Source organism: Pseudomonas sp. KU43P (assembly GCF_033095865.1).
Taxonomy (GTDB): domain Bacteria; phylum Pseudomonadota; class Gammaproteobacteria; order Pseudomonadales; family Pseudomonadaceae; genus Aquipseudomonas.
In genome coordinates, this window is sequence record NZ_AP019365.1 from 1,293,110 (window position 1) to 1,311,046 (window position 17,937).

16 protein-coding genes are annotated in these 17,937 nt (G+C 61.6%); 14 read left to right on the forward strand and 2 right to left on the reverse strand.

Annotation, left to right across the window (positions count from 1 at the left end; genetic code table 11):
• Positions 1-13 precede the first annotated feature (13 nt).
• Both KU43P_RS05810 and map read right to left on the reverse strand, forming a co-directional pair.
• Entirely contained in the window at positions 14-2,716 is a 2,703-nt protein-coding gene (locus KU43P_RS05810) for a [protein-PII] uridylyltransferase (protein WP_317661461.1), read from the reverse strand.
• A 51-nt stretch (positions 2,717-2,767) separates the two neighbouring features.
• Positions 2,768-3,550 (reverse strand): type I methionyl aminopeptidase, encoded by a 783-nt coding sequence (gene map / locus KU43P_RS05815; RefSeq protein ID WP_317661463.1) that lies wholly within the window; start codon positions 3,548-3,550, stop codon positions 2,768-2,770.
• Positions 3,551-4,021: 471 nt separating this feature from the next.
• Between map and rpsB the strand changes: the two genes are divergently transcribed.
• From rpsB to lpxB, 14 genes are all read left to right on the forward strand, one after another.
• On the forward strand, positions 4,022-4,759 hold the full coding sequence (gene rpsB, locus KU43P_RS05820; protein ID WP_176513532.1) for a 30S ribosomal protein S2: 738 nt from the start codon (positions 4,022-4,024) through the stop codon (positions 4,757-4,759).
• A 185-nt stretch (positions 4,760-4,944) separates the two neighbouring features.
• Positions 4,945-5,808, forward strand: coding sequence for a translation elongation factor Ts (gene tsf, locus KU43P_RS05825; RefSeq protein WP_317661466.1), 864 nt, complete (start codon positions 4,945-4,947; stop codon positions 5,806-5,808).
• Positions 5,809-5,988: 180 nt separating this feature from the next.
• Positions 5,989-6,732, forward strand: a complete 744-nt coding sequence (pyrH, locus tag KU43P_RS05830; RefSeq protein ID WP_003252294.1) for a UMP kinase — start codon at positions 5,989-5,991, stop codon at positions 6,730-6,732.
• Positions 6,729-7,286, forward strand: a complete 558-nt coding sequence (frr, locus tag KU43P_RS05835; RefSeq protein ID WP_317661468.1) for a ribosome recycling factor — start codon at positions 6,729-6,731, stop codon at positions 7,284-7,286. The genes pyrH and frr overlap by 4 nt, the downstream gene beginning before the upstream one ends.
• Positions 7,287-7,301: 15 nt before the next feature.
• A complete protein-coding gene (gene uppS / locus KU43P_RS05840) occupies positions 7,302-8,057 on the forward strand; it encodes a polyprenyl diphosphate synthase (protein WP_286913891.1) in 756 nt (251 codons plus the stop codon).
• Positions 8,057-8,872, forward strand: a complete 816-nt coding sequence (locus KU43P_RS05845; protein ID WP_317661469.1) for a phosphatidate cytidylyltransferase — start codon at positions 8,057-8,059, stop codon at positions 8,870-8,872. Before uppS ends, KU43P_RS05845 begins: the two co-directional genes overlap by 1 nt.
• Positions 8,869-10,059 carry a 1-deoxy-D-xylulose-5-phosphate reductoisomerase gene (ispC, locus tag KU43P_RS05850; RefSeq protein WP_317661470.1) on the forward strand — a complete coding sequence of 397 codons (1,191 nt, stop codon included), beginning with the start codon at positions 8,869-8,871 and terminating at the stop codon, positions 10,057-10,059. The genes KU43P_RS05845 and ispC overlap by 4 nt, the downstream gene beginning before the upstream one ends.
• 42 nt (positions 10,060-10,101) lie before the next feature.
• Complete coding sequence (rseP, locus tag KU43P_RS05855; RefSeq protein ID WP_317661471.1) at positions 10,102-11,454, forward strand: RIP metalloprotease RseP; 1,353 nt, start codon at positions 10,102-10,104, stop codon at positions 11,452-11,454.
• A gap of 71 nt (positions 11,455-11,525) precedes the next feature.
• Positions 11,526-13,874: an outer membrane protein assembly factor BamA gene (gene bamA, locus KU43P_RS05860; RefSeq protein ID WP_176513520.1), complete on the forward strand. Its 2,349-nt coding sequence runs from the start codon at positions 11,526-11,528 to the stop codon at positions 13,872-13,874.
• Between the two features lie 44 nt (positions 13,875-13,918).
• Complete coding sequence (locus tag KU43P_RS05865) at positions 13,919-14,422, forward strand: OmpH family outer membrane protein (RefSeq protein ID WP_317661472.1); 504 nt, start codon at positions 13,919-13,921, stop codon at positions 14,420-14,422.
• Between the two features lies 1 nt (position 14,423).
• Positions 14,424-15,479, forward strand: a complete 1,056-nt coding sequence (gene lpxD / locus KU43P_RS05870) for a UDP-3-O-(3-hydroxymyristoyl)glucosamine N-acyltransferase (protein ID WP_317661473.1) — start codon at positions 14,424-14,426, stop codon at positions 15,477-15,479.
• Positions 15,480-15,593: 114 nt separating this feature from the next.
• The gene (gene fabZ, locus KU43P_RS05875; RefSeq protein ID WP_003252314.1) at positions 15,594-16,034 is read left to right on the forward strand and encodes a 3-hydroxyacyl-ACP dehydratase FabZ; all 441 of its coding nucleotides are present in this window, start codon (positions 15,594-15,596) and stop codon (positions 16,032-16,034) included.
• Entirely contained in the window at positions 16,031-16,807 is a 777-nt protein-coding gene (lpxA, locus tag KU43P_RS05880) for an acyl-ACP--UDP-N-acetylglucosamine O-acyltransferase (RefSeq protein WP_317661481.1), read from the forward strand. Before fabZ ends, lpxA begins: the two co-directional genes overlap by 4 nt.
• A 1-nt stretch (position 16,808) precedes the next feature.
• Complete coding sequence (gene lpxB / locus KU43P_RS05885; RefSeq protein ID WP_317661483.1) at positions 16,809-17,936, forward strand: lipid-A-disaccharide synthase; 1,128 nt, start codon at positions 16,809-16,811, stop codon at positions 17,934-17,936.
• The last annotated feature ends 1 nt before the right edge of the window (position 17,937 follow it).

The window sequence follows — 17,937 nt, forward strand, 5'->3', positions numbered from 1 at the left end:
AATCGTCTAATCGTTAAAAGGTCACGCGGTTCGGGCTGGCTTCGCTGGCCTGGCCAGCCTGCAATTGCTGCACGATGGCCTCCTGCAGGCGGCTGCACAGTTGCGGATCGGACAGCGGCTGGTTGTCGGCGTCGGTGATGAAGAACACGTCCTCGACGCGCTCGCCGAGGGTGGCGATCTTGGCGTTCTGCAGCGACAGGTCGAACTCGAGGAAGATGCGCCCCAGCCTTGCCAGCAGGCCCGGGCGATCTGGTGCGGTGATCTCGAGGATGGTTACTGGCCGCTGGGCATCGTTGAGGATGGTGACCTGCGGCGGGAAATTGAAGTGCTTGAGCTGGCGCGGCACCCGACGCTGGATGATGGTCGGGTAGTCCTCGGGGTTGCGCAGCGCTTCAGTCAGCCCGTCGCGAATCTGCTTGACCCGCTGCGGGTTGTCGCCGATCGAGCCGCCGTCGTTGTCCAGCACGATATAGGTATCGAGGGTGAACTGGCTGCTTGAGGTGATGATCCGCGCGTCATGGATGTTCAGATTGAGCTGCGACATGGCCGCCACTGTCACGGCGAAGAAGTCGTGCTGGTCGGGAGCATAAATGAAGATCTGCGTGCCGCCCTCGAACTCGCGCTGAGTGGTTTCCTTGATCAGTACCAGCGGCCCGCCATCGGCCGGCTGCTGCAGAATGGCATCACTGTGCCAGGCAACGTCGGCAGCGGTGTGCTTGAGGAAGTAATCGTCGCCCAGTTGCGACCAGAGCTGCTCGACGTCGTCCGGGTCGGTGCCTTCGCGGATCAGGATGTCCAGCGCAGCGCTCTGGGTCTGGCGGATCTGCTCTTCACGGTCCAGCGGGTTTTCCAGGCCGCGGCGCAGGGCACGCTTGGTCTCGGTATAGAGCTGGCGCAGCAGGCTGGCCCGCCAGGAGTTCCACAGGCTGGGATTGGTGGCGTTGATGTCGGCCACGGTCAGCACATAGAGGTAGTCCAGGCGTATTTCATCCCCCACGTGCAGGGCGAAGTCGTTGATCACCTGCGGGTCGGAAAGGTCCTTGCGCTGGGCGGTGGTGGACATCACCAGGTGGTTCTGTACCAGCCAGACGATCAGCCGGCTGTCCCAGGCAGGGAGCTGATGGCGTTCGCAGAATTTCTGCGCGTCCACCGCGCCGATGTCCGAGTGGTCACCCTGGCGGCCCTTGCCAATGTCGTGGTACAGGCCGGCCAGGTAGATCAGCTCGGGCTTGGGCAGGCGGCCCATGAGTTTGCTGGCCAGCGGGAATTTTTCTGAAACTGGTGTGTATTGCAGCTTGCGCAGGTGCTTGATGAGATTGAGGGTGTGCGCGTCGACCGTATAAATGTGGAACAGGTCGTGCTGCATCTGCCCGACGATCAGGCCGAACTCCGGCAGGTAGCGCCCGAGTATGCCGTAGCGGTTCATCCGCCGCAGGTTGCGATGGATACCGATCTCGCACTTGAACAGCTCGATGAACAGGCTGGTATTGCGAATGTCGTGACGGAAGGTGTCATCGATCAGGTGCCGGTGTTCGCGCAGCAGGCGCACGGTGTCGGCCCGCACGCCCTTGATTTCCGGGTGCTGGGCCATCAGCACGAAGATCTCCAGCATGGCGAACGGCGTGCGCTTGAACACGTTCGGCCTGACCGCTTCTATATAGCCGTCATGCAGGCGAAAGCGGGCGTTCAGTGGCTGGGTGGTGCCGCTGTCGTCATCGGCGAGGATGACTTCCTCGAAGTGCTGGATGATCAGGTCGCAGAGCTGGCTGATGCTCATCACCACCCGGTAGTACTGCTGCATGAACTGTTCGATGGCGCGCTTGGGGTTCTCGTCGCTGTAGCCGAGCAGGGCGGCGATACTGCGCTGGTGGTCGAACAGCAAGCGGTCCTCGGCGCGCCCGGCGAGCATGTGCAAGGCGTAGCGCACTTTCCACAGGAAATCCTGGGAGGAGGCCAGCAACTCGTTTTCGCTTTCCAGCAGGAAACCTTCGCCCGCCAGCGCATGCAGGTTGAGTGTGCCGTACTGGCGGCGCGCCACCCAGAGCACCGTCTGGATGTCACGCAGGCCGCCGGGTGAACCTTTGACGTTGGGTTCGAGGTTGTATTCGGTGTCGTTGTATTTGTGGTGGCGGGCCTTGAGTTCGGCACGCTTGGCCAGGAAGAACTCCTTGCTCGGCCACATATGTGCCGTGCTGGTGACGTCCAGCATTCGCTGGCGCAAAGCTTCGGGGCCGGCGATGGTGCGGCTTTCCATCATGTTGGTGATGACGGTCAGGTCGGCCCGAGCCTGTTCGGCACATTCATCCACGGTGCGCACGCTCTGACCGACTTCCAGGCCGATGTCCCAGAGCAGGGTGAGAAACCGCTCGATGGCGTCGCGGTACTGCTCGTGCTCGGCGGCACCGAGCAGAATCAGCAGGTCGATGTCCGAGTGCGGGTGCAGTTCGCCACGTCCGTAGCCACCGACGGCGATCAGGGCGATACCGCTAGGGTCGCCCCAGTCGAATTGCTTCCAGGCCTGTTGCAGGATGTTGTCGACGAGCCAGGCGCGGTCCTCGATCAGGCGACGGATTTCGCGGCCCTCGCGAAAACGCTTGTCGAGCACTTCGCCGGCCTGGCGGATGGCTTTCTTGAAGGCGGCGATGGGGCTCGCCTTGAGGGCCAGTTCCGCCTGGAACTGGCCGCGGTCGAACAGCTCGGGATCCACTTGGGGCATCGCGTCGCGTTCCTGTCGTAGGGTGGCCTTGGGGCAGAGTCAGCGGCGTAATCAGGCCGAAGTGCGCGCGATGGTGTCGTCCTTGCGCAGGGTGAAGATCTCGTAGCCGGTCGCAGTCACCACCAGGGTGTGTTCCCACTGGGCGGAGAGCTTGCGGTCCTTGGTGATGGCGGTCCAGCCATCGCCCAGCACCTTGGTGTCGGCCTTGCCCTGGTTGATCATCGGCTCGATGGTGAAGGTCATGCCTTCCTTGAGTTCCATGCCGGTGCCGGCCTTGCCGTAGTGAAGGATCTGCGGCTCTTCGTGGAACACCTTGCCGATGCCGTGGCCGCAGAACTCGCGCACCACCGAGAAACCGTTCTTTTCGGCATGCTTCTGGATCACTTCACCGATATCGCCCAGGCGGCAGCCCGGCTTGACCAGCTCGATGGCCTTGTACATGCACTCTTGGGTGACCTTGGACAGGCGCTCGGCCCATACGGGCACGGTGCCGACGTGGAACATGCGGCTGGTGTCGCCGTGGTAGCCGTCCTTGATCACGGTGATGTCGATGTTGAGCGTGTCACCATCCTTGAGTGGCTTGTCATTGGGGATGCCGTGGCAGACCACGTGGTTGATCGAGGTACAGATCGACTTGGGGTAGCCTTTGTAGTTGAGCGGCGCCGGAATCGCCTGCTGAACGTTGACGATGTAGTCATGACAGATGCGGTCGAGCGCTTCGGTGGTAACACCGGGCTTGACGTGTTCTTCGATCATCTCCAGCACTTCGGCGGCCAGGCGGCCGGCGATGCGCATCTTCTCGATGTCTTCTGCGGTCTTGATGGTGACGGTCATTACAGGCTCTCTACGGCGCCGTGCACGGCGCGAACAAACGGGAAAGGCCGGATTCTAGCAGAGCAGGGCGCCGATCGGTCGGGATACGGCTAGAGAATTGGGGCTGCTGCGCAGTCCATCGCCGGCAAGCCGGCTCCCACGCCGATCGCGTTATCATTGTGGGAGCCGGCTTGCCGGCGATGGGGCGCCAAGCGCCGCCCATGTCCGAAAAGCTGCCTGCCATGGGTCCATTCTGGCCTCTTTGGCGGGGTGCTGCAAAAACCGCTGACGGACGCATCTTTATCCGGGTTCCGTTCGCCCGCGGTCTGTGGTATAAAATGCGCCGCTTTCGGGGACGACCCCGGTAGCCCTAAACCCACACACGTGTCGACACGATGACCTGGGTGCCCGGTACCTTCGAACTTCGGTTCGGGTGCATGGGTTGGTCATTGGGATACGTGGAGGCCCAACCCGACTTATCAAGGAACTATCATGTCCCAAGTCAACATGCGCGATATGCTGAAGGCCGGTGTGCACTTCGGCCACCAGACCCGTTACTGGAACCCGAAAATGGGCAAGTTCATTTTCGGCGCGCGTAACAAGATCCACATCATCAACCTGGAAAAAACCCTGCCGATGTTCAACGACGCTCTGTCGTTCGTAGAGCGCCTGGCCCAGGGCAAGAACAAGATCCTGTTCGTCGGCACCAAGCGTTCCGCCGGCAAGATCGTCGCCGAGCAAGCTGCTCGTTGCGGTTCGCCATACGTTGACCACCGTTGGTTGGGCGGCATGCTGACCAACTACAAAACCATCCGTGCTTCGATCAAGCGTCTGCGCGACCTGGAAACCCAGGCCGACGATGGCACCTTCGCCAAGCTGACCAAGAAAGAAGCCCTGATGCGTTCCCGCGACCTGGAAAAACTGGATCGCAGCCTGGGTGGTATCAAGGACATGGGCGGCCTGCCTGATGCCCTGTTCGTGATCGACGTTGACCACGAGCGCATTGCTATCACCGAAGCCAACAAGCTGGGCATCCCGGTCATCGGCGTTGTCGATACCAACAGCAGCCCAGAAGGCGTTGACTTCGTTATCCCAGGTAACGATGACGCCATTCGCGCTATCGAGCTGTACATGACTTCGATGGCTGACGCCGTCATCCGCGGCCGCAACAACGTTGCTGGCGGCACCGAAGTCTACGCTGAAGAAGCGGCTGCACCAGCTGCTGAGTAATAGGCGCTAGCGTCTACTTGGCACGCGAAAAGGGGGCTCTGCCCCCTTTTTGCCACCTTGAAATCCTGCTGTCAGCATGCGCCCCGCATCATGGGCCGGCTGGATCAAAAACAGCGGATTTGCAGAATTGAACGCCCGTGATGAGCGGGTGGAATGGTTGAAAAACTTTCCAAGAGGATTTTGAAATGGCAGCAATTACTGCAGCGCTGGTGAAAGAACTGCGCGAGCGTACCGGCGAAGGCATGATGGATTGCAAAAAGGCCCTGGAAAAGGCCGGCGGCGACATCGAGAAAGCCATTGACGACATGCGTGCCTCGGGCGCCATCAAGGCCGCCAAAAAGGCTGGCAACGTCGCTGCTGAAGGCGCTATCGCCGTCAAGACCGACGGTAAATCTGCCGTCCTGCTGGAAGTGAACTCGCAGACCGACTTCCTGGCCCTGCAAGACGACTTCAAGAACTTCGTGGCTGAAAGCCTCGAAGAAGCCTTCGCCCAGAAGCTGACCGACGCAGCTCCGCTGATCGCTTCGCGTGAAGCAGCTCGTGAAGCCCTGGTTGCCAAGTGCGGCGAAAACGTCAACATCCGTCGCCTGGCGCGCGTTGAAGGCGACGTTGTCGGCGCCTACCTGCACGGCAACAAGATCGGTGCTGTCGTTGTCCTGAAAGGCGGCGACGTCGAGCTGGCCAAAAACATCGCCATGCACGTTGCAGCGTCGAACCCAGAGTTCCTGGATGCGTCGGAAATCTCCGCCGAGGCTATCGAGCGTGAGAAGAACGTCTTCCTGCAGCTGAACGCCGACAAGATCGCCGGCAAGCCGGAAAACATCGTTGAGAACATGATCAACGGCCGTATCACCAAGTTCAAGGCCGAAGCCTCGCTGAAAGAGCAGGCTTTCGTCATGAACCCGGAAGTCAAGGTTGGCGAACTGGCCAAGAAAGCCGGTGCTGAAATCGTTTCCTTCACCTACTTCAAGGTTGGCGAAGGCATCGAGAAGCCAGTCGACGACTTCGCTGCTGAAGTTGCCGCTCAGGTAGCTGCTGCCAAGCAGTAAGACAGCCCCGTCTGTCGCCCCAAAGAGGCTGCCCGCTCACGCGCGCAGCCTCTTTGTCAAAACGGAGAAGGGTTTATCCGGCCCGTCTCCGCTGGCACCAAAACGGTGCCACGCTACAGTTAGCAGGCTGAAAACAGCCCGCACGAATTTTCTAAAAGTACGCCGCAGGAGAGACTCGCAATGGCTCAGCAGGTGAGTGGTCGCCAACCTCGCTATAAACGCATTTTGCTCAAACTTAGCGGCGAGGCCCTGATGGGCTCGGAAGACTTCGGTATCGATCCGAAGGTGCTCGATCGCATGGCCCTTGAAGTGGGCCAGTTGGTAGGTATCGGTGTCCAGGTCGGCCTGGTGATCGGTGGTGGCAACCTGTTCCGCGGCGCCGCGCTCAGCGCAGCCGGCATGGACCGCGTCACCGGTGACCACATGGGCATGCTGGCCACCGTGATGAACGGCCTGGCCATGCGCGATGCGCTGGAGCGCTCGAACATCCCGGCCCTGGTCATGTCGGCCATTTCCATGGTTGGTGTCACCGATCATTACGATCGTCGCAAAGCTATTCGCCACCTCAACTCCGGGGATGTGGTAATTTTCTCCGCCGGTACCGGCAACCCGTTCTTCACCACCGACTCCGCAGCCTGCCTGCGCGCCATCGAAATCGATGCCGACGTGGTATTGAAGGCGACCAAGGTCGATGGTGTGTACACTGCCGATCCATTCAAGGATCCACATGCCGAGAAGTTCGATCACCTGACCTACGATGAGGTTCTGGATCGCAAGCTCGGCGTCATGGACCTGACCGCAATCTGCCTGTGCCGTGACCACAAGATGCCATTGCGGGTTTTCAACATGAACAAACCTGGCGCCCTGCTGAACATCGTGGTGGGTGGCGCTGAAGGTACTCTGATCGAGGAAGGTCAAGCATGATCAACGACATCAAGAAAGACGCCCAGGATCGCATGGGCAAGTCCATCGAGGCGCTGGGCCGCAACCTGGCGTCCATTCGCACCGGTCGCGCCCACCCAAGCATCCTGGACAGCGTCAAGGTCACGGCCTGGGGTAGCGAGATGCCGCTGAATCAGGTAGCTGCGATCACCGTCGAGGATGCCCGCACCCTGAAGATCGTCGCCCACGACAAGAACCTCAGCGCTGCCATCGAGAAGGCTATCCTGACTTCCGATCTCGGCCTGAATCCGTCCAGCGCCGGTACTACCATCCGTGTACCGATGCCAGCCCTGACCGAGGAAACCCGCAAGGGCTACACCAAGCAGGCCAGCGGCGTTGCCGAGGATGCCAAGGTTGCCGTGCGCAACGTGCGCCGTGACGCATTGGCCGAGCTCAAGAAGCTGACCAAGGACAAGGCAATCAGCGAGGACGAAGAGCGTCGCGCCGCTGATGAAATCCAGAAGCTGACCGACAAGTTCGTCGCCGAAATCGACGCTGCGTTCAAAGCCAAGGAAAAGGACCTGTTGGCCGTCTAAGGCCGAGGTTTTTTAATGGAAAAGACCAAGCTGGCGGCACCGTCCTCGGTGCCGCGTCACGTCGCGATCATCATGGATGGCAACAATCGCTGGGCGAAGAAGCGCCTGTTGCCCGGCGTTGCCGGGCACAAGGCGGGTGTGGACGCCGTGCGTGCGGTTATCGAAGTCTGCGCAAAATCCGGCGTCGAGGTGCTGACCCTGTTCGCGTTCTCCAGCGAGAACTGGCAGCGCCCGGCCGAAGAAGTTGGAGCGTTGATGGAGCTGTTCTTCTCGGCCCTGCGCCGTGAGGCCAAGCGCCTCAACGAGAACAACATCAGCCTGCGCATCATCGGCGACCGCTCGCGTTTCCATCCAGAGCTGCAGGCTGCCATGCGCGAAGCCGAGGCCCTGACTGCGGGCAATAATCGCTTCATCCTGCAGATCGCCGCCAACTATGGTGGCCAGTGGGATATTGCCCAGGCTGCCCAGCGCCTGGCGCGTGAGGTTCAGGCCGGGCACCTGCGCCCGGACGACATCACCCCAGGCCTGTTGCAGACCTGCCTGGCCACGGGCGAGCTGCCGTTGCCCGACCTGTGCATCCGCACCGGTGGCGAGCACCGCATCAGCAACTTCCTGCTGTGGCAGTTGGCCTACGCCGAACTGTACTTCTCCGACCTGTACTGGCCGGACTTCAAACACGAGGCCATGCGCAATGCCCTGGCCGATTTCGCTTCGCGCCAGCGCCGCTTTGGTAAGACAAGCGAGCAGGTCGAGGCTGGAGCTCGTGCTTAATGCTTAAACAACGCATCATTACCGCGCTGATCCTGCTGCCGATCGCGCTGGGTGGCTTCTTCCTGCTCGAAGGGGGGGATTTCGCCTTGTTCATCGGCTTCGTGGTGACCTTGGGCGCCTGGGAGTGGGCGCGCCTGGCCGGCCTGATGGCCCAGCCGCTGCGCATTGCCTATGCCGCAGTGGTCGCCGGAGCGCTGATGCTGCTCTATCTCATGCCGGACCTCGCGCCTTGGGTGCTCGGAGCTTCGGTGATCTGGTGGGGGCTGGCCACCTGGCTGGTGCTTACCTATCCGCGTAGCAGCGAACTCTGGGCCAGCGCCGCCTGCCGCCTGCTGATCGGCCTTCTGATTTTGCTGCCGGCTTGGCAAGGGCTGGTACTGCTCAAGCACTGGCAGCTGGGCAACTGGTTGATTCTGTCGGTCATGGTGCTGGTCTGGGCGGCCGATATCGGTGCCTATTTCTCCGGTCGGGCCTTCGGCAAGCGCAAGCTGGCGCCGCTGGTCAGCCCCGGCAAGAGCTGGGAAGGTGTATATGGCGGCCTGGCGGTCAGCCTGGTGATAACCCTGGTGGTCGGCATCAGCCGCGACTGGGGTGTCGGCCAGATCCTGCTGGGGCTGCTGGGCGCGGCGCTGGTGGTGATGGCTTCGGTGGTCGGTGACCTGACCGAGAGCATGTTCAAGCGCCGCTCCGGGATCAAGGACAGCAGCAATCTGCTGCCGGGGCACGGTGGCGTGCTTGATCGCATCGACAGCCTGACGGCCGCCATCCCCTTGTTCGCGGTGCTGCTGTGGGCGGCCGAATGGGGTGTGATGTGAGTGGCTTGCAGCGCATAACCGTTCTGGGGGCGACCGGGTCGATCGGCCTGAGCACCCTGGATGTGATTGCCCGTCACCCTGAGCGCTACCAGGTGTTCGCCCTGAGTGGTTATTCGCGCGTCGATGAATTGCTGGCCCTGTGTGTGCGGCATCGTCCGGCTTTCGCCGTGGTGCCGAATGCCGAGGCGGCTTTGCGCCTGCGTGAAGGCCTTTTGGCGGCCGGTTGTGATACCGACGTCCTGGAAGGTGAAGCAGGGCTCTGCGAAGTGGCCGCTGCACCTGAGGTGGATGCGGTGATGGCTGCCATCGTCGGCGCCGCAGGCTTGCGTCCGACCTTGGCGGCTGTGCAGGCCGGCAAGAAGGTATTGCTGGCCAACAAGGAAGCGCTGGTGATGTCCGGTGCGCTGTTCATGGATGCGGTGCGCCGGAGTGGGGCGGTACTGCTGCCCATCGACAGCGAACACAACGCGATCTTCCAGTGCCTGCCCGGCGACTATGGTCGTGGCCTGAGCCAGGTGGGCGTACGCCGCATCCTGCTGACCGCCTCGGGCGGGCCGTTTCGCGAAACGCCGCAGGCGGCATTGGCCGACGTCACGCCAGAGCAGGCCTGTGCGCACCCGAACTGGTCCATGGGTCGCAAGATCTCGGTGGACTCCGCCAGCATGATGAACAAAGGTCTGGAGCTTATCGAGGCCTGCTGGCTGTTCGATGCGGCGCCGGCCAAGGTCGAGGTGGTGGTGCACCCCCAGAGCGTGATCCATTCCCTGGTCGATTATGTTGACGGCTCGGTATTGGCCCAGCTGGGTAATCCCGACATGCGCACGCCCATCGCCAACGCCCTGGCCTGGCCTGAGCGGATCGATTCCGGAGTCGCCCCGCTCGATCTGTTCGCCATTGCCCGACTGGATTTCCAGGCCCCTGATGAACAACGTTTTCCATGCCTGCGCCTGGCGCGGCACGCAGCCGAAGCGGGCAATAGTGCGCCGGCGGTGCTCAATGCGGCCAACGAGGTTGCAGTCGAGGCATTTCTCCAGCGGCGTATCCGCTTCCCGGAGATCGCGGGTATGATCGAACAGGTGCTCGATCAGGAACCTGTGGTGCCGCTACCTTCGCTGGATACGGTGTTTGCCGTTGACCAGCGCGCCCGCGAGCTGTCCCGCGAGTGGCTTCGTCGCCACGGCCGCTGATCGCCGGCCCGGGGTTCCGCTGAACGTCATTCGGAGATAGACATGACTGCGCTCTACATGATTATCGGCACCCTGGTGGCCCTGGGTGTACTGGTCACGTTCCACGAATTCGGCCACTTCTGGGTGGCTCGCCGCTGCGGTGTGAAAGTGCTGCGTTTTTCCGTGGGCTTTGGTACGCCGCTGTTGCGCTGGCACGACCGTCACGGCACCGAGTTCGTGGTGGCGGCGATTCCCCTGGGTGGCTACGTCAAGATGCTCGATGAGCGCGAAGGCGAAGTACCTCCCGCGCTGATCGATCAGTCGTTCAATCGCAAATCCGTGCGCCAGCGAATTGCCATCGTGGCCGCGGGTCCGATTGCCAACTTCCTGCTGGCCATCTTTTTCTTCTGGGTGCTGGCGATGCTGGGCACCCAGCAGATACGCCCGGTGATCGGCGCGGTCGAGTCGGGTAGCCTGGCGGCCTCCGCGGGCCTGGTGGCTGGCCAGGAAATTGTATCCATCGATGGCAAGGCGACCAGCGGTTGGTCGGCGGTCAACTTGCAACTGGTACGCCGCCTGGGCGAGAGCGGCACCTTGCAGGTTGGCGTGCGCGACGAGGGCGCCAGTGCCGAGCGCCAGCTGCCGATCAAGCTCGATAGCTGGCTCAAGGGGGCCGACGAGCCCGACCCGATCCAATCCCTTGGGCTGCGCCCATGGCGCCCTGCGGTCGCACCTGTGCTGGCCGAGATCGATCCCAAGGGCCCAGCCGCCGCTGCCGGCCTGAAAACCGGTGACAAGCTGCTGGCCTTGGACGGTGTGGTGCTCAATGACTGGCAGCAGGTGGTCGACAGCGTGCGCGCGCGCCCCGAAGCCAAGGTCGTGATTCGTGTGGAGCGCGATGCCGCCACCCTGGATGTGCCGGTAACCCTTGCCCGCAAGGGTGAAGGCAAGGCCTCCGGTGGTTACCTGGGGGCTGGCGTGAAAGGCGCCGAATGGCCTGCCAACATGCTCCGCGAAGTCAGCTACGGCCCGCTGGATGCCGTGGGCGAGGGCCTCTCGCGCACCTGGAACATGAGTGTACTAACCCTCGAATCGCTGAAGAAAATGCTGTTCGGGGAGCTCTCGGTAAAAAACTTGAGCGGACCGATAACCATTGCTAAAGTGGCGGGCGCTTCGGCCCAGTCCGGCGTGGGGGATTTCCTGAATTTCCTAGCCTACCTGAGCATAAGCCTGGGGGTTCTTAACCTGCTGCCCATTCCTGTACTGGATGGGGGGCATTTGCTGTTTTACCTGGTCGAGTGGGCGCGCGGTCGTCCGCTGTCGGATCGGGTGCAAGGTTGGGGGGTCCAGATCGGTATCAGTTTGGTCGTAGGGGTGATGTTGCTCGCCCTGATCAACGATCTGGGTCGACTATAAAAGCTTCGCATTGCGAACCTGCCGCCACTTCGCGGCAGGTTGTTTATTGCCAGTTGGAATAAAAGGACTTCATGAAACGTCTGCTGCTAACTGCGGTCCTCTCCGCACTGATGATCGCTGAAGTTCACGCCGAGTCCTTCACCATCTCCGATATTCGTGTCAACGGCCTGCAGCGGGTATCCGCCGGCAGCGTCTTTGGTGCCTTGCCGCTCAACGTCGGCGACCAGGCCGATGACCGCCGTCTGGTGGAATCGACCCGTTCGCTGTTCAAGACCGGCTTCTTCCAGGACATCCAGCTGAACCGCGACGGCAATGTCCTGATCATCAACGTGGTCGAACGCCCATCGGTGTCGAGCATCGAGATCGAAGGCAACAAGGCGATCAGCACCGAAGACCTGATGAAAGGTCTGAAACAGTCGGGCCTGGCCGAAGGCGAGATCTTCCAGCGCGCCACCCTCGAAGGTGTGCGTAACGAGCTGCAGCGCCAGTATGTGGCCCAGGGCCGCTACTCGGCCGAAGTCGACGCCGAGGTGGTGCCGCAGCCGCGCAACCGCGTCGCGTTGAAGATCAAGATCAACGAAGGCACGGTCGCTGCCATCCAGCACATCAACATCGTCGGCAACACCGTGTTCGACGATGAAGAGCTGTCGCAGCTGTTCGAGTTGAAGACCACCAACTGGCTGTCGTTCTTCAAGAACGACGACAAGTACGCCCGCGAAAAACTCTCCGGTGACCTGGAGCGCCTGCGTTCCTACTACCTGGACCGCGGTTACATCAACATGGACATCGCGTCCACTCAGGTGTCGATCACCCCGGACAAGAAACACGTCTATATCACCGTCAACGTCAACGAAGGCGAGAAGTACACCGTCCGTGACGTGAAGCTTTCCGGTGACCTCAAGGTGCCGGAAGACCAGGTCAAGTCACTGCTGCTGGTGCAGCCGGGCCAGGTATTCTCGCGCAAGGTGATGACCACCACGTCCGAGCTCATCACCCGTCGCCTGGGTAACGAGGGTTACACCTTCGCCAACGTCAACGGCGTGCCACAGCCGAACGACCAGGATCACACCGTCGACATCATGTTCGTGGTCGACCCGGGCAAGCGTGCCTACGTCAACCGCATCAACTACCGCGGCAACACCAAGACCGAAGACGAAGTACTGCGTCGCGAGATGCGCCAGATGGAAGGCGGCTGGGCTTCGACCTACCTGATCGACCAGTCCAAGACCCGTCTCGAGCGCCTGGGCTTCTTCAAGGAAGTCAACGTCGAAACCCCGCCGGTGCCTGGCACCGACGACCAGGTCGACGTCAACTACAGCGTCGAGGAGCAGGCCTCCGGTTCGATCACCGCCAGCGTCGGTTTCGCCCAGAGCGCCGGCCTGATCCTCGGTGGCTCGATCAGCCAGAGCAACTTCCTGGGTACCGGTAACAAGGTGTCCATCGGCCTGACCCGTTCCGAGTACCAGACCCGCTACAACTTCGGCTACGTCGATCCCTACTTCACCGCCGACGGTGTGAGCCTGGGTTACAACGCCTTCTACCGCAGCACCGACTACGATGACCTCGATGTCGACGTGGCCAGCTATGCGGTGGACAGCTATGGCGCAGGTGTGAGCCTGGGCTACCCAATCAGCGAAACCTCGCGCCTGACCTATGGCCTGAGCGTGCAGCAGGACAAGATCAAGACTGGTAAGTACACCGTTGACGAAATCTTCGATTTCCTCAAGGAAGAAGGCGACAACTTCCTGAACTTCAAGGCCTCGATCGGCTGGTCCGAATCGACCCTGAACAAAGGTGTGCTGGCGACCCGTGGTCACTCCCAGAGTCTGACCCTGGAATCGACCATTCCTGGCAGCGACCTGTCGTTCTACAAGCTCGACTACCGTGGCCAGTTGTTCAAGCCGATCACCAATAACTACACCCTGCGCCTGCACACCGAACTGGGCTATGGTGATGGTTTCGGTGGTACTTCCGGCCTGCCGTTCTACGAGAACTACTACGCGGGTGGCTTCAACTCTGTCCGTGGCTTCAAGGACAGCAGCCTGGGCCCACGCAGCACGCCTAGTACCGGCAAGAACCCTGGCACCATTGCCGACCCGGATCAGGATCCGCTGCCGTTCGGTGGCAACGTGCTGGTGCAAGGTGGCGTCGAGTTGCTGTTCCCGCTGCCGTTCGTCAAGGACCAGCGTTCCCTGCGCACTTCCGTGTTCTGGGACGTGGGTAACGTGTTCGACACCAATTGCGGCAGCAAGCCGGATTGCGAGAAGGTCGGCTTCTCGGGCATGGCCAGTTCGGTCGGCCTGGGCGTCACCTGGATCACGGCCCTGGGCCCGTTGAGCTTCAGCCTGGCAATGCCGGTGAAGAAGCCGGACGATGCCGATACCCAGGTGTTCCAATTCTCTCTGGGCCAGACCTTCTAAGGTCGGCCCTTGCTTAACGACAACGGTTTATCCAGGAGTGCATCGTGCGTAAGTTGACTCAACTGGCCGTAGTGGCCGCGGCGCTGGTCGCCACCCCGGCTTTCGCCGAAATGAAGGTTGCCGTTCTGAACTACCAGATGGCCCTGCTCGAATCCGATGCCGCCAAGAAGTATGCGGTCGATGCCGAGAAGAAGTTCGGCCCGCAGCTGACCAAGCTCAAAGGCCTGGAAAGCAGTGCCAAAGGCATCCAGGACCGTTTGATCAAAGGCGGCGACAAGATGGCGCAGCCGGAGCGTGAGCGTCTGGAGCTCGAGTTCAAGCAGAAAGCCCGCGACTTCCAGTTCCAGTCCAAGGAGCTGAACGAAGCCAAGGCCGTTGCAGACCGCGACATGCTCAAGCAGCTCAAGCCCAAGCTCGACGGTGCCGTCGAGGAAGTGATCAAGAAGGGCGGTTACGACCTGGTTCTCGAGCGTGGCGCGGTCATCGATGTCAAGCCTCAGTACGACATCACCCGCCAGGTCATCGAGCGTATGAACCAAGCCCGTTGATATGACCGTGACCATGACGCTCGGCCAGCTGGCCGAGGCCCTCGGGGCCACTCTCCAAGGCCCCGAGGCGCTGCAGATTACCGGCCTGGCCACCTTGCAAGAGGCTGGCCCCGGTCAATTGAGCTTCCTTGCCAACCCGCAATACCGCAAATACCTGGATAACAGCCAGGCTGCTGCGGTGCTGCTCAAGGCTGCGGATGCCGAAGGCTTTGCCGGCAATGCGCTGATCGTGCCCGACCCGTACCTGGCGTACGCACGCATTTCTCACCTGTTCGATCCCAAGCCCAAGGCTGAGGCGGGTATTCATCCCAGCGCCGTGGTTGCCGAAGATGCCCAGGTGGACGCCAGCGCCAGCATCGGGCCGTTCGCGGTCATCGAGAGCGGTGCGCGCATCGGCGCCAACGTCAGCATCGGCGCGCATTGCGTGATCGGTGCTCGCTGCGTGGTGGGTGAAGGTGGCTGGCTGGCACCGCGGGTCACGTTGTATCACGACGTGACCATCGGCAAGCGGGTGGTCATTCAGTCGGGCGCAGTGATCGGTGGCGAGGGCTTCGGTTTCGCCAATGAGAAAGGCGTGTGGCGTAAGATTGCCCAGATCGGCGGCGTCACCCTCGGTGATGACGTGGAAATCGGCGTCAACACCGCCGTCGACCGTGGCGCGCTGTCCGATACGCGGATCGCCGACGGGGTCAAGCTCGACAACCAGATCCAGATCGCCCACAACGTGCAGATCGGTGAGCACACTGCCATGGCCGCTTGCGTCGGGATTTCCGGCAGTACGCGCATCGGCAAGCACTGTACCATCGCCGGCGGCGTCGGTATGGTCGGCCACATCGATGTGTGCGACAACGTATTCGTGTCCGGGATGACCATGGTGACCCGTTCGATCACCGAACCGGGCGCCTATTCTTCCGGCACTGCCATGCAGCCGTTGGCTGACTGGCGCAAGAGCGCCGCGCGTATCCGCCAGCTGGACGACATGTCCAAGCGTCTCCAGCAGCTGGAAAAACGTGTCGATACCGTGACCTCAGGTGGCCAGCCGACATCAGAAGGCTGATACCATTTTCCTGAGCAAGAGTGAACAGTCGCTAGCTGGCTCCTCTTTGGATTGCAAAAGGAGCGTGTGGTCAGCACCTGCGCTCCCTATTCTTATTACAGGCTTCCCCCCGAAATGATGGACATCAACGAGATTCGCGAATACCTGCCTCACCGTTACCCGTTCCTGCTGGTGGATCGCGTGACGGACCTGGATTTCGAGGCCCAGAGCATTCGTGCCTACAAGAATGTCAGCATCAACGAGCCGTTCTTCAATGGCCATTTCCCGGCGCACCCGATCATGCCGGGCGTTCTGATCATCGAAGCGATGGCCCAGGCGGCCGGTATCCTTGGTTTCAAGATGCTTGATGCCAAGCCCGCCGATGGCACCCTGTACTACTTCGTCGGCTCCGACAAGCTGCGTTTCCGCCAGCCGGTGCTGCCGGGTGACCAGCTGGTGCTGGAAGCCAAGTTCCTCAGCCGCAAGAGCATGATCTGGAAATTCGAGTGTCGCGCCCTGGTCGACGGCAAGCCAGTGTGCTCGGCAGAAATCACCTGTGCGGAACGCTCCCTATGAGTTCGATTGACCCACGGGCGATCATCGACCCCTCGGCCAAGCTGGCCGCGGGTGTCGAGGTTGGCCCGTGGTCGATTGTCGGCCCTGACGTGGAAATCGGCGAGGGCACGGTCATTGGCCCTCACGTGGTGCTCAAGGGCCCGACGCGGATTGGCAAGCACAACCGCATCTACCAGTTTTCCTCGATTGGCGAAGACACCCCGGACCTCAAGTACAAGGGCGAGCCGACGCGTCTGGTGATTGGTGACCACAACGTGATTCGCGAAGGTGTGACCATCCACCGTGGTACGGTCCAGGACCGTTACGAAACGACGCTGGGTGACCACAACCTGATCATGGCCTATGCCCACATCGGCCATGACAGCGTGATCGGCAACCACTGCATCCTGGTCAACAATACGGCGTTGGCTGGCCATGTGCACGTAGGTGACTGGGCGATCCTGTCCGGTTTTACCCTGGTGCACCAGTACTGCCATATCGGTGCGCATGCGTTTTCCGGCATGGGCACGGCGATCGGCAAGGACGTGCCGGCATTCGTCACGGTCTTCGGCAGCCCTGCCGAAGCCCGCAGCATGAACTTCGAAGGCATGCGTCGCCGCGGTTTCAGCGATGAGGTGATCCACGCCTTGCGCCGCTCGTACAAAATCGTCTACCGCCAGGGCCTGACCGTCGAAGAGGCGATCAAGGAACTGGACGAACTGTCTGGCAAGCACCCCGAGGTCGACCTGTTCCGCCAGTCCATCGTGAACTCCGCTCGCGGCATCACTCGCTGACATGGCGCAGCTTTGCGTAGCACTGGTTGCGGGTGAGGCCAGCGGCGATATTCTCGGGTCCGGCTTGATGCGTGCCCTCAAGGCGCGCCATCCCGATGTGCGGTTCATTGGCGTCGGCGGGCCGCTGATGGAGGCCGAAGGCCTGCAGTCGTATTTCCCCATGGAGCGCCTCGCGGTCATGGGCCTGGTCGAAGTGCTGGGACGCCTGCGCGAACTGCTCAAGCGGCGCAAGGATCTGATCCAGACGCTGATCGCTGAAAAGCCCGATGTGTTCATCGGCATCGACGCCCCCGATTTCACGCTCAATATCGAATTGAAACTGCGCCAGGTCGGGATCAAGACCGTGCACTACGTCAGCCCCTCGGTTTGGGCCTGGCGGCAGAAGCGCGTGCTGAAGATCCGTGAAGGCTGCGACCTGATGCTGACCTTGCTGCCTTTCGAGGCGCGCTTCTATGAAGAGCAAGGTGTGCCCGTGCGTTTCGTCGGTCACCCGTTGGCCGATACTATTCCGCTCGACGCCGACCGTCAGGCAGCTCGCCAGGCCCTGGGCCTGACCGACGGGCCGCTGGTGGCGTTGATGCCTGGCAGCCGTGGCGGAGAGGTGGGGCGGCTAGGCGCGCTATTCCTCGATGCGGCGCAACGGCTGCGCGAGCAGGTACCGGGTGTGCGTTTCGTGCTGCCCTGTGCCAATGGCGCGCGGCGCGAGCAGATCGAACAGATGCTCGAAGGCCGCGATCTGCCATTGACCTTGCTCGACGGCCAGTCGCACCTGGCCCTGGCAGCCTGCGATGCAGTGCTGATCGCCTCGGGTACTGCGACCCTGGAAGCGTTGCTGTACAAGCGGCCGATGGTCGTGGCTTATCGACTGGCGCCGTTGACCTACTGGATTCTCAAGCGTCTGGTAAAAAGCCCCTACGTGTCGTTGCCGAACTTGCTTGCTCAGCGCGAGCTGGTGCCTGAGCTGCTGCAAGATGCTGCCACCAGTGAAGCCCTGGCCACTGCCCTGGCGCCCTTGGTGGCTGATGGCAGCCAGCAGACCGAACGCTTCGACGAGATTCACCGCACCTTGCGCCGCGACGCCTCCAATCAGGCGGCGGATGCGGTGCTGGCTTTGCTCAAGGCTCGCTGAT